The organism is Fusicatenibacter faecihominis, from assembly GCF_020686945.1.
Lineage (GTDB): Bacteria > Bacillota > Clostridia > Lachnospirales > Lachnospiraceae > Limivivens > Limivivens faecihominis.
In genome coordinates this window covers 67,379-79,637 of the sequence record NZ_JAJEPR010000006.1, presented here as the reverse complement: position 1 = coordinate 79,637, position 12,259 = coordinate 67,379, and the positions used below count along the sequence as shown (strand labels likewise).

Genomic DNA, 12,259 nt, shown 5'->3' with positions numbered 1-12,259 from the left:
CAATAAGGCGGCTGTCTGAAAAAACTAATATTGATTTGAAAAAATTTGTTTTAAAGGATGAGAAAAATTCTCATGATCCAAATGAATGTGTTCTTGCTAATTTTTGATTTCATGCAGGAAGATATATTTGGTGCATGGGAATTTTTTGTGAATCACAAAATACCTGCAAGAACTGTACAAGATAGCGCAGTTTAGAAAAAATTTTTGACACATTTACGTTTGCAGTGAGAGCAAGAATGCCAAGTCGGCTAATAGTTCAAAAGAAATAGTTGTTCAATTTATAAAGTATTAATATTATAAATCTGTAAACTACAGGTTCAATGACAAGGCTGCTGAAATCTTATATAATAGAGACAAAAATCAGGAGAATATGTAAGATAAAAGGAGGTATCGTCATGGCAAGAAAGATCCTTGTGGCAGAGGGCATTGGACGAGAGAGATTTGCTGGCAAAAAAGATTACAGATAAAATTGGAAAAATTTCTTTTGTGGATGTGATAAGACCGAATGAAGAAAATGTTTTTAATCTGCGCCAGGAAAAAGGAAAGTACATTGCAAAAGTGAAAAGCGGTTATCAGCAGTTTCAGGATATGAATACACTTTTTCAGAAGCTGGATGAAGCAATTCTTGTTTCCAATGCGCTTACTTACGTTGAGGTGTGAGGAGGGAAAATAATGGGAGAGAAAATGTTGATAACGCAGGCGCTCACGGAGAAAGAAACATTGCAAGATGAAATTTGTCGCCTTATTCAGGAAGCTAAGTTTTGTTTTGCAGATACAATTTGCGAGCGGGAAGAGAAGACTCAGTAAAGAAAGCTGAACGAAACGGAGTTTAGCCGGAATGCTCAGGAAGTGTTTGAAAAGATCCAGGAAAAGATAAAAAGATACTATCAGATTGAAGAGACAATCATAGTGTCAAATGCAAAAGTAAAAATTCATACCCAGGCGGGTGACTTTACGGTTACAGGAGCGGTTTCTCTCCGGAACAGACTGAGAGGGAAGAGCGCTTATCAGAATAGCCTTTTTGAAGTTAATATGGAACGGAAAATGGACCAGGAGTATACAAGGAGTGTGCAGCAGATTAAAAATATGAATCTGCAGCTGGAAGAACGGGCGGATGCCGTTCGGCTGAGCATTCTGGGAAAGGACAGCAAAGGAAAAGGTGACAATTCGCTGGATGCAGTAAATGATTTTCGGAAAGAAAATACCATGGAACTGGTAGATCCTTTGGATATCAAGACACTCATAGATGAGAATGAAGTAAAGCGGAATACACTTCTGAGCGAACTGGATACGCAGCTTAAAGTCTCAAACGCAACGACTTTTATTGAAATTTAAATATGATTTGCCTGCAGTACGAAAACTTCAAACCCGGTTTCCCCAGCAGCGGGGTCAAGGCTGCACTTGCTCATTTTATGAGATAAAATTTTAAAGCGTCGATGATGCTACCATGACAAAACTCAATGGTTGCCGCAGTTGGTTAGCGGATCAGATTGTTGCTCTGGAAGTCGCCGGTTCAAATCCGGCACCATGCGAGGTTAACGGGCGTAGATTATTGAAAAATGGGGAATGAACTTTTTTCGTATTTTTACAGAATCATTGAATTTTTGCAACAAAGCTATTTTCTGTAGGTGCAAAATAGCACTGAAATCCATGAAAAAAGGTAAGGTGCAAAACCGGTTGTCCGGAAGCTGCCTCATGGCTGTGCTGTAGGCAATAGAGAAATGTCGGGAATTTGCCGACATTTTTTTATAGAATAAATACCTGGAATCAAGGAGAACAACATGCAGGAAAAAGGGAAACATTATGTTATTGGGGATGTACATGGGTGTTATGAAGACTTCCTTTTGCTGAAAGAAAAGATAGAAAAGAGAGATCCGGAGGCAACCATCATTCTGACAGGTGATTTTCTGGATCGGGGGCCTGAAGTTTGGGAGATGCTTGGCTGGGCTATGGAACACATAAGGCCGGGCGGGAAATATCAGAGTGTCCTGGGAAATCATGAAGAAATGGTTTTGGAGTGGTACCGGGAATGGAGACTCTGGTATCAGAGCGATCATCAGAAAAAGGAACCAAATACATACTATGACTTTGATATGGTAATGCGTTCACATGATGCGCTTGCCCCTGAAAAGCTGGACCCGGTTATGGAGTTTCTGGGGAAATTGCCGCTCAGAATTGAAGTGGAAATGGATAATGGCGTAAAGTTTGATATTGTACACGCTTCAGATACCTTTGAACCAACGGTGAATGAAGAGGAGCGAAGAGAAAGAAATCTCTGGTGGCGTTCACACGATGTAAACCGACAGAAAGATATTATTATTGTTCATGGCCATACGCCAACCGTGAGCGGACTGTATCAGTATATGGATTCTGACAAGAGACGCCGGGGAATGATCGGTTATCTGCGAAATGATATAAATGTGGACGGAGGCTGTTTTATTGGAAAAAATGATTCGCGGAAGCTTCCCTATCCATGTATGCTGTGTGCCATCTGTCTTGAAACGCTGGAAGAAATTTATCCGCGCACACTGGAAGAGCAGTTTGCCTGCCAGAATGGAATTTCAGAAAAAGAGGCGAAAAAAGTGGCAGAAGAGTACTGCAGCCAATGGGAAACAGTTGAAAATCCGCATTTACAGAATATGAAAAACTTCTGAAAAACGGCTTCCAGCAGCAGAAAGTATACGAAGACCTTTTCGGATAAAGAAACTATTTTACACATTCTTTCTGCCACCGCTCATATCCATCCATGATTTGCTGCAAGGTTCTCGGAGTATAGTCGATGTACGGATACATACAGCCAACGTTATAAATCTGGAGAGCCATCCCCTTTGCCTGCAATTCTGCGGTAATCTTACGTTCAAGATCGGCCTCCTGGCTTCGATGGGAATGGCCGTGAAGCAGAATCGCTCCGTGCATGTGGTGTTCATAAAAGGGCATATAATAATGGCTGAGAATGACGGTACGTTTCTGTTCGTCCAACAGCTCTGTAAGTCTCTTGTAGGGAGTTACTTCTTCGAAACATTCATCGAACAGCGGGTCAGCAGTCCGGTCATGATTCCCAAGGATCAGATGCAGCTTCCCATTCAGGGAATCCAGCAGCTCTTTTGCAGCTTCCCGGTTGCCGTTTCTCAGATTCCAGATCAGGTCCCCCAGTACATAGACGTCATCTTTCGGAGCCACTTCCTGATTCCAGCGTTTTCGGATTCCCTCATGCATTTCTTCGATATCCTGAAACGGACGGTTGTCAAAATTGCTGCCCATAGCCGTTACATTTTTATGAAAAAAGTGTAGATCGGAAATATACCTGTTTGCCACGATTGCAGCCTCCTTTGTTATATTTTATTGCTGGTTTTAGTATACCACAGCAGTTTATTTTTGTCAGTTAACTACGGGTTCAATGACAATTTGTTTCCTTTTTGATACTATAAAAACAGATTATTTTTTAAAAAAGAGGAGGGCCAATATGAATATAGAACAAATCAAAGCTGTCGTAGCGGATACTCCTTACGATTTTCTGCGGAAGGATCCCCGGCTTGGCAAAAATATCATTCTGCTTACCCTTGGCGGAAGCCATGCATACGGTATGGAAAAAGAAGACAGTGACCTGGATATTCGAGGGATTACGCTGAACGGCAAGCAGGAGATCCTTCTCGGAAAAGATTTTCAGACGATTACGGATCTTCCTACCGATACAGCGATTTATTCTTTTAACAAAATCATCGAATTGCTGACCAAAGCCAATCCGAATACAGTCGAACAGCTCGGCTGCAGACCGGAACAGTATCTTTATTTGTCAGAAATCGGGAAAGAACTTCTGGCCAACCGAAAAATGTTTCTGTCTAAACTCTGCATCCACTCTTTCGGAAACTATGGGCAGGCGCAGCTTCGGCGTCTGGAAAACAAGTCTGCCCGTCTGACCAGCCAGGCAGAATATGAACGGCATATTTTAAATTCTATTGAAAATGCTTTCTTCACATTCCGGGAACGCTATCTGACCTGCCCAGAAGAATCCATCCGCCTGTATCTGGATGATTCGTCGAGGCCTGAGATGGAGAAGGAGATCTTTATGGATGTTCATCTGAAGCATTATCCATTGCGGGACTATGCCAATATGTGGAACGACATGAAATCCATTGTCAGCAGCTACAACAAGATCGGAAAGAGAAATAAGACTGCAATGACGCACAATAAACTGGGCAAGCATATGGCGCACACGCTGCGGCTCTATATGATGTGTATTGATATTCTGGAAAAGGAGGAAATCATCACCTGCCGCACAGAAGAGCACGATCTCCTCATGAAAATCCGAAATGGTGAATTTTTAAATGAAAACAGACAGCCCATCCCGAAATTTTATGAGATTCTCGACGAATATGACAAGCGCTTCGAATATGCCAAAACACACACCGCGCTCCCGGAACTCCCGGATTATAAACGGATTGAGGAGTTTCAGGCTGATATCAACGAGAGAGTTATAAAGGGAGAAATTTATAAATGAAGATAAGAACAGATTTTGTAACGAATAGCAGCAGTTCATCATTTATTTTTAAAGAATACAATCCTGACAAAATAAAGCAGGCGATAGAACACAGGCTCTCGCCTTTACCTAAAGATAAGTGGAAGAGAATATACTATGAGAAAGCCAGAGAAATGATCCCTTATATAGTGGGAAAACGATTTTGTGAATACCCGCTTTGGGATCTGATGAAAGTTTATTCCTGGTATCGGTGGGATGTGATAAGTAAATGGCTCGAAGGGAAAGATTGGGAAACAGAACTTTCACAAAAAGTATATATAAGCGGCAATGGTGAAAAATGGAATGCCATGTTTGTTTTAGACATGTATAAAAATTATTTAGAAAATATAGATGGCGTGTGGCCGAAAGACATAGAAGTGACAGTTGACCTTTTAAATAGTCAGGCCCGGGAATATATACAATCGTGGGATTTTGACAGTGACATTTTGCAGGTTTTTTACACAAATAATATAGAAGAACTTCTGGAAGGAGCGAAACAATTTGAGGGGAAAGAGCTCCCGGAGGTAATGGAATATTTGTTTGGAGCGCAGTATTTATATTTTTATGAGGATGAAACTTATAGTCTTATCCGTGAAGCGTTAGAAAAAGCAGGATTATGTTTATATTCCTGCGAACATATGGGATAAAAGATGAGAATCAGAAAAGAGAAAACTTTTGTGTCCTGTTTTGATAGCAGAACGGGAGCTTATTATAGAACGGGAATATTGGTCGATGGAAAAGAGACGGAAGATGATCCATTTATGGCAAGTTTCCCGGAACTTTTGGACATTGGTATTATGGGCCATTGCAGGCATGGGCAGTCGGGTCTGTGTCTGCAGTCTGGTATTCAGTGTTATCAAAATGGGTTAAATCGTGCGGATGCCAATATGAGGGTAGAGGATTTTAGAAGAATCATATCCGAATGCAGGGAAAATACCTATCAGGTAGCTCTTGGCGGATGTGGAGATCCGGATCAGCACGAAGCCTTTGAAGAAATTCTGAAAATATGCAGGGATGCAGAGATTGTCCCCAATTTTACCACCTCCGGATTGGGAATGACGAAAGAGACAGCGGCGATATGCAAGAAATATTGCGGAGCGGTAGCGGTGAGCTGGTACAGAAGTCCGTATACGTTAAAGGCGATATCACTCTTACTGGAAGCAGGCGTTAAGACCAATATTCATTATGTTTTGATGAAAGACAGCATAAAAGAAGCCATTGATCTGCTGGAGAGAGACAAGTTTCCAAAAGGGATTAACGCAGTTGTCTTTTTATTGCATAAACCGGTAGGTTTGGGGAGTGATACGCAGATAATAAGAAAAGAAAATCCCGATCTGAAAAGATTTTTGGAGTGTATTGAGAGAAAGCAGTTTCTGTTTAAAATCGGCTTTGATTCCTGCACCGTTCCGGCGCTGTTAGGCAGTTCGTCATTTGCTTCCAGATCTATGGATACCTGTGAGGGAGGCAGATGGTCCGCCTATATCTCATCGGATCTGAAAATGATGCCATGCAGCTTTGACAATCAAAAACAACAGTGGAGTGTGGACTTGAGAAGTTCGACAATACAGGAGGCCTGGTTCAGTAAGGCATTTGATGATTTTCGCAGTCATTTGAAAAATGCATGTCCAGAATGCGAACATAGAAGCAACTGCATGGGAGGCTGCCCGATCTGCCCGGAAATTGTGTTGTGCAGTGTACGGTGAAAGGAAGGTATAAATAAATCATGGGACGACAAGAAAATATTGAAATTTTTGAGGATTCACAGCGTATGTACGGCAGTAATCCAAGGCTGGTTTCTGCAGTTAAAGGTTCTAATGAAAAACAGGAGTTTTTTGCCGGTGACGGTCAGATTATGGCTGATGCCGGGCGGGTTTATGAAAAGTCGGCCAGAATTATCGTGAGCAAAAAGCGGACGCTGGAGGCAGCGGCGGCCTATGCGGAAAAACAGGTCTGTATCTTAAACTTTGCGTCGGCTACAAATCCCGGAGGCGGCGTAACCAAAGGATCATCCGCTCAGGAAGAGGCTATCTGCCGTTGCTCGACGCTTTATCCGAATCTGAAAGAACCGTGGGTGTGGAATAAGTTTTACGGCCCCAATCGGCGGCAGCAGGATCCGTTGCACAAGGATGACTGTATTTATACGCCGGGAGTCCTCGTTTTTAAATCAGATACCAGTTATCCGAAACTGCTGCCGGAAAAGAATTGGTATTCTGTGAACGTGCTGACCTGTGCGGCTCCGAATCTGCGGAAAAATCCCAGCAATGGAATGAACTCCGGGGATGGCAATACGGCTGTGAATATCAGCAGGAAGGATCTGCAGGTACTGCATGAGAAAAGGATGCGTCGTGTGCTGGAAATCGCAGCGGCAAAGGGAAATGAAGTTGTGATCCTTGGAGCCTTCGGCTGCGGAGCATTTTGCAATCCGCCGTTGACCGTAGCGCAGGCAATGAGAGCGGCAGTGCAGGAATACCGGATGAAATTTGAAACCATTGAATTCGCAATATACTGTTCCCCGCAGGATGATGAGAATTACCGGGTATTTCAGAGCGTTCTGGGGCGATTGTAAAATGACAGAATGGAGAAAGTGAAATCATGGATAGCTCAGATTTATCAAAGCGTATGAAGAAATATGAGTCAGTGTCAAAAGGGACGCTTATGAGCAGAATGCCGGTCATTTTAAGGATTGACGGAAGATCGTTCCATACTTATACGCGGGGCTTTAAACGACCTTTTGACGAGCTTTTGATGGCAGCAATGCAGGAGACGATGAAATATTTATGTGAGAACATTCAGGGCTGTGTTTTGGGCTACACACAGTCAGACGAGATCAGTCTGGTTCTGGTTGATTATAAGAAATTTACGGCATCTTCCTGGTTTGACAATGAGATTCAGAAGATCGTGTCCATTGCAGCATCTATGGCTACAATGGCGTTTAATAGAGCGTTCACCCGGCTGGCAGCAAGAGAAAGGGATGCCGTGTATTGTGAGAAGGCTGGTTTTGCCCAGTTTGACTGCAGAGCTTTCAATCTGGCCAAAGAAGAGGTTGCAAACTATCTCTACTGGAGACAGGCTGATGCAACCAGAAATTCCATCCAGATGGTAGGACAGGCAAATTTCTCTCACAGAGAGCTACAGAATAGATCCTGCAGTGAGATCCAGGATATGCTGATGCTTCAGAAAGGGATAAACTGGAATAATTTCTCTGTGCAGCAGAAAAGAGGAAGCTGCTGCAGAAAAGAGGAATATCAGGGAGAAGATGGCATTTCCAGAAATCGCTGGATCATTGATAAAGAGATTCCTGTTTTTACTGGAGAAAACAGGAGCTATATTGAAAAACTGATTTATGTTGGTGAAACGGTTGCGTAGTAATCTTTTCGCCTCTTTTCTTTGTCATAGAAAAATCCAGTTTATAAGAAAATATGTATTTTTATATTGTCAGTTATTTCTATGATAACAAATAAAAATAAGTTGATAAATTGTTAAAATTTATAGGATAAAAGGGTTTACTTTTTGGTTCTGATGTGATATGTAAATTTAATCAATGAGATTAATTTTTAATCAACGAGGTATAATTTTTTAACCAAAGAGCAAAAAAAATTTGATCTGGAAGCAAAATTTTGAGGTTCCGACTGTAGTGCTTGGTTTTCCAGTAAGGTATAATAGAGATAGTCCAGGATAAATGTAATTCCTATTAAAAATCTGCAGAGCATAGGAAAAGCTAATAACATTGGAAAGGAGATAAATTACTGATGAAAAAATCAGCAAACGATTGTCAGGAAATTGATACTGAAACTGTAAAAGAGAACATCAGACAGTTCATGAAAAATGAAGCCTTAACAGTCGCTGATTTGAAGGAATTACTGGGATTTGATTCTACACAGGCTATTTATAAATGGCGTTCTGGAAGAGGGATTCCAAGCATAGACAGTCTTTTCAAAATGAGCAGCGTCTTTGATATTCCTATGGAAGATTTCATTAAAAAAGACGGAATCAAGCCAAAGCAGGGAGAAAAACAGAGCCAGAAGGAGGAGTTAAGATGAGAGAAAAAGCAAAGGGAGCAAGAAAATGTTGGTGTCGAATCATGCTTACTATGGTTCTTATGCTTCTGTGTATGACGGGAGCGCCGGTTCATGCATCATCAAATCTGCCGACACTTAAGATAAAGACGATCAAAAGTGTCTCATGGAATACGGTGCAGTTTGCAGTCAACATTCCATCGGGCTACGATACATACCAGATTCGGATTTACCGCTCCACTTCAAAGAACGGCAAATATCAGCTGATTGACTATCTTGATTATGTGACACAATGGGTCAGCTATAATGGCGGCGATTATATGACACAGTGTGCAAAGAAAAAGGTGGTCTGCTCCAAAAACAAGAACCTTTACACTTTTGAAGATACTTCACTTCGTTTTAATAAACGTTATTATTACAAAGTACGGCTGTACGATAAATATACGAAAAATGCGGGAAAGCTTTCAGAGCCGAAAGCAGTTCTTACCGCTTTAAACGAAGCTTATATCGTTCGAGGTTATGTCAACAATTCCAATCAGGTGGATCTTGCCTGGCAGAGGTCAGAACACGCAGAAGGTTATCTGGTTTACCGGAAAACGCCGAATGGAAAATGGACCAGAATAGCGAAAGTGCTTGGCGACACAAACAACACCTTTGTCGATAAAAATGTACAGTTTGGAAAGAGCTATTTTTATCAGATCCGACCTTATCGCTATGTGGGAAAGAAAGCCATCATTGTCACTACAAAAGACAAATATGTAGTCCGGCTGAATACACCGAGTATTGCCGGAGAGTACAATAATCCTGGCAGTTCTGTTTATGGATCCAAACTTTCTGCTTCTGAACTTAATGAAGTTCGCCGGGTAGTCCAGGCCTTCAAAGCGAACTTTATCAAGAAAGGAATGAGCGAGTACGAAAAGGTGCTGACCGCTTATCAGTATCTGCGTTATACCTGCGGATATGCCTGGGGCGGCTGGCAGTATAACGGAGCCAACACGGCCTGGGGAGCTCTTGTATACGGGGAAGCTCAGTGCTCCGGTTTTGCCCGGGCGATGAAAGCGCTCTGCGACGGTATTGGCATCAGCTGCTATTATGTACATGCCAACTCCAGTTCCGCGAATCCGAGCCATCAGTGGAATGAGGTTCGTGTGGATGGAAAATGGTACATTGTGGATCCGCAGGGAGGCTACTTCCTGCTGAGTGGAAATACCTATAAAAACAGAACAGGTATGGACTGGAATCATGCCGGACTGCCCGAATGTACGGCTGATTATAAAAGCAAGTAAAAAGAAAAGGAGAGGATCATTATGAAAACTGCGTTAAAAACATCGAAGCTCTTAAAGGTATGCGTGTGGGCACTGCTTCTGCTTGCGGGACTGCATCTGGGAGGAATGAAGACGCTGGCAGCGGCGAGACCTTCCTGTGAGAAAACGAAAACAGTTTATTATCAGAAACAAAATATGAAGAATCCGTTGACTCAGGAAAGATACGTTGTCTATGATTTACTGGGCACTAATGAGATCAGTGTGAAGAATGTTTCTTCCAAAGCGGTAATCAGTAATGTAAAATCGAGCAATTCCCATATCAGCGCTTATGCTGATTCGACCCAAAAGAAGATTTTTCTGGAGCTGAATTATACTGCAAAAACGTTGAAAAATGGAGAAAAAGCGGTAATTAGCTTCAATGTAAAACAGAATAAAAAGAGCTACAGACTTTCCTGTACCGTGGTTTTCCGTCCGGATTTTGTAAAAAGCGCCAAAATCGGAAATCTGGATATCACACGCAAGCTGAATCGTTCTCAGTACGCCGGCTATTTAAAAATGACGACCACACAGAAAAAGGCAAGAATTAAATTTACTCTTCCATCTGATTATAAGATCGTAAGTATTCGCTATAACTACAAAGGCGAGGAAGTAGGACCAGTCTGGAATACGGCAAAAAAAGTGAAAAATGGCGGAACGCTTGTTATCAAAAAGAATACCGTTCTTTGCGTGGAATACGCGGCGAAGAAAGGAAAGAGCATATACAATCGCTCCTATATCATCAGCATCAATTGTAAGTAAAACAGCAGTTTAAAATACATCGGGCGTCTGAAAAAACTGAATAAATAGATGAACGGGGAAAAGCGGAATCACCAGTCCGCTTTCCCCGTGTAGAAAGAGAGCGTAGCACTGTCACGACTGCAGGAGGGGAGACATCAACTCTAGGAAAAGGCTAGGTGATTAATGGTGCAGGAGTATTAGGTAATTTCTTTAAAATTCAACAGTGGAATAGAGTGATAGGGAATCGTCACAGAAATGTTAAAATACTTGCAAAAAATATATGAAAATATATAAAAATATGTTATAATATCAAAAAATGAAAGTGTGAAAATGTATTTGGATTAAACAATTTGGGTGTGTTGCTTTAAAAGTTAGAATGATTTAAATATGTAAATTAAGTGTGCGGAGGTCTGAATATGTCAGAAGAGATGAATTTGGAAGTAAAAGAACTGCTGGAAGCATTAGAGAATGATGAAGATTTCAAAGCATTAATGCAAAAATATAATACACCCAACCCATTTACTATTATGGGAGATAAGAGAAGAGAGGAGTGGCATAGTAGTTTTGTAAGTTGGCTTCTTGATCCTACGGAGAATCACAAATTAGGCAAATTTGCTTTAGAGAAATTTTTAGAATTAGTTGAAAGTAAGAGAGAAAATCTTAAGATTGAAAGAAAAGATATTGCTGATATGAGGTTTGAAACAGAGTATAAAGTTCCTGGTGGGCGTATAGATATTTTTGGAAAAAATGACTCTGTAGTATTGGTTATAGAAAATAAAATCAAAGCGGATGAAACTAGGAATGATGGAAAACCGCAATCAGATACTTATTATGAGTATTGTGAAGAAAAGTATAAAGATAGACAAAAATGTTATGTTCTTTTAAAGGCATCCTCAAAAACAAGAGTAGAAAATAAGGAATTTATTTCTATTACATATCAGGAGTTATTTGATGAAGTAATAAAACCGGCATATGAATACTGCAAAAAGTTAAAATTAGAAGATACGGAAAAAGTGTTAGAGCAGTATGCATTAGATATTTCAAATCCATTTATGGAAACAAGATTGGCAAACACTGAAAAAGAAGTGTCTTCTAAAATTTATGAAAAACATAAAAAAATAATAGAGATGATTCGAAACGATATCAGAGAAAATAGTATAAATAATGGGTCTGGTATTTCTGATTTTTTTAATAAGAAAGGAAAGTATATTAATAATGTTATATTGGAATCCTTAGGGAAAAGTATCATAAAACCGGATTTCGAAAAAATAAAATTAAAAGGTCGCAAATTATTAGAGGCGCTGTTGTATTATAATTATATTATACCTAATAAGACAGAATTAATATATAAATATAAACCTAAACATAAACATGACTCCGCAACTTGCATTGTAAAACTTGATGAAAATTGCAAATTTCGTGCAGGATATTATATGGGAGATTATGATGGTTCACAGGAAGTTGATCCATTGCCAGAGGAATTTGATTCATTGTGGAAGGCAGAAGTAGCGGTTGAAAGAGCACTTAAGTCGAAGAGTGAAAATGGGGGAAAATCAGCATATAAGTTGACATTATTATACGCAGGAATCCCAGAAGCAGAAGGAAAAATAATAGATGAAATCTTACCTCTACTTTAAGATTTTTTGAGAGTATGAAACTTTTTCTGTAAAATAATGTTTGGAAGG

At 40.6% G+C, this 12,259-nt stretch carries 14 protein-coding genes; 13 read left to right on the top strand and 1 reads right to left on the bottom strand.

The annotated features are described in order from the left end of the window. Nucleotides 1-441 precede the first annotated feature (441 nt). The 4 genes from LKD71_RS05325 (at nucleotide 442) to LKD71_RS05315 (ending at nucleotide 2,654) form a co-directional block, all read left to right on the top strand. A complete protein-coding gene (locus tag LKD71_RS05325; RefSeq protein WP_227614647.1) occupies nucleotides 442-660 on the top strand; it encodes a hypothetical protein in 219 nt (72 codons plus the stop codon). A 12-nt stretch (nucleotides 661-672) separates the two neighbouring features. After that, nucleotides 673-807: a hypothetical protein gene (locus LKD71_RS18120; protein WP_255632939.1), complete on the top strand. Its 135-nt coding sequence runs from the start codon at nucleotides 673-675 to the stop codon at nucleotides 805-807. A 102-nt stretch (nucleotides 808-909) separates the two neighbouring features. Beyond that, nucleotides 910-1,335 carry a hypothetical protein gene (locus LKD71_RS05320; RefSeq protein WP_227614646.1) on the top strand — a complete coding sequence of 142 codons (426 nt, stop codon included), beginning with the start codon at nucleotides 910-912 and terminating at the stop codon, nucleotides 1,333-1,335. A gap of 446 nt (nucleotides 1,336-1,781) precedes the next feature. Further along, entirely contained in the window at nucleotides 1,782-2,654 is an 873-nt protein-coding gene (locus LKD71_RS05315; protein WP_227614645.1) for a metallophosphoesterase, read from the top strand. Between the two features lie 52 nt (nucleotides 2,655-2,706). Here LKD71_RS05315 and LKD71_RS05310 read toward each other — a convergent pair whose 3' ends face one another. Then, nucleotides 2,707-3,315, bottom strand: coding sequence for a metallophosphoesterase (locus tag LKD71_RS05310; RefSeq protein WP_227614644.1), 609 nt, complete (start codon nucleotides 3,313-3,315; stop codon nucleotides 2,707-2,709). 148 nt (nucleotides 3,316-3,463) lie between these two features. On the opposite strand from LKD71_RS05310, the gene LKD71_RS05305 reads away from it, so the two are divergent. From LKD71_RS05305 to LKD71_RS05265, 9 genes are all read left to right on the top strand, one after another. Then, complete coding sequence (locus LKD71_RS05305) at nucleotides 3,464-4,498, top strand: DNA polymerase beta superfamily protein (RefSeq protein ID WP_227614643.1); 1,035 nt, start codon at nucleotides 3,464-3,466, stop codon at nucleotides 4,496-4,498. After that, on the top strand, nucleotides 4,495-5,163 hold the full coding sequence (locus LKD71_RS05300) for a hypothetical protein (RefSeq protein ID WP_227614642.1): 669 nt from the start codon (nucleotides 4,495-4,497) through the stop codon (nucleotides 5,161-5,163). The genes LKD71_RS05305 and LKD71_RS05300 overlap by 4 nt, the downstream gene beginning before the upstream one ends. A 240-nt stretch (nucleotides 5,164-5,403) precedes the next feature. After that, nucleotides 5,404-6,219 carry an SPASM domain-containing protein gene (locus LKD71_RS05295; protein WP_227614641.1) on the top strand — a complete coding sequence of 272 codons (816 nt, stop codon included), beginning with the start codon at nucleotides 5,404-5,406 and terminating at the stop codon, nucleotides 6,217-6,219. A gap of 20 nt (nucleotides 6,220-6,239) precedes the next feature. Further along, the gene (locus tag LKD71_RS05290; RefSeq protein ID WP_227614640.1) at nucleotides 6,240-7,082 is read left to right on the top strand and encodes a TIGR02452 family protein; all 843 of its coding nucleotides are present in this window, start codon (nucleotides 6,240-6,242) and stop codon (nucleotides 7,080-7,082) included. Nucleotides 7,083-7,108: 26 nt separating this feature from the next. Continuing rightward, nucleotides 7,109-7,882, top strand: a complete 774-nt coding sequence (locus LKD71_RS05285; protein WP_227614639.1) for a tRNA(His) guanylyltransferase Thg1 family protein — start codon at nucleotides 7,109-7,111, stop codon at nucleotides 7,880-7,882. A 383-nt stretch (nucleotides 7,883-8,265) separates the two neighbouring features. Continuing rightward, nucleotides 8,266-8,556, top strand: coding sequence for a helix-turn-helix domain-containing protein (locus LKD71_RS05280; RefSeq protein ID WP_227614638.1), 291 nt, complete (start codon nucleotides 8,266-8,268; stop codon nucleotides 8,554-8,556). After that, nucleotides 8,553-9,818 carry a transglutaminase domain-containing protein gene (locus tag LKD71_RS05275; RefSeq protein ID WP_227614637.1) on the top strand — a complete coding sequence of 422 codons (1,266 nt, stop codon included), beginning with the start codon at nucleotides 8,553-8,555 and terminating at the stop codon, nucleotides 9,816-9,818. Before LKD71_RS05280 ends, LKD71_RS05275 begins: the two co-directional genes overlap by 4 nt. Before the next feature lie 21 nt (nucleotides 9,819-9,839). Continuing rightward, nucleotides 9,840-10,595 carry a hypothetical protein gene (locus LKD71_RS05270; RefSeq protein WP_227614636.1) on the top strand — a complete coding sequence of 252 codons (756 nt, stop codon included), beginning with the start codon at nucleotides 9,840-9,842 and terminating at the stop codon, nucleotides 10,593-10,595. 395 nt (nucleotides 10,596-10,990) lie between these two features. Further along, nucleotides 10,991-12,211 (top strand): PD-(D/E)XK nuclease family protein, encoded by a 1,221-nt coding sequence (locus LKD71_RS05265; protein WP_227614635.1) that lies wholly within the window; start codon nucleotides 10,991-10,993, stop codon nucleotides 12,209-12,211. Nucleotides 12,212-12,259: the final 48 nt, after the last annotated feature.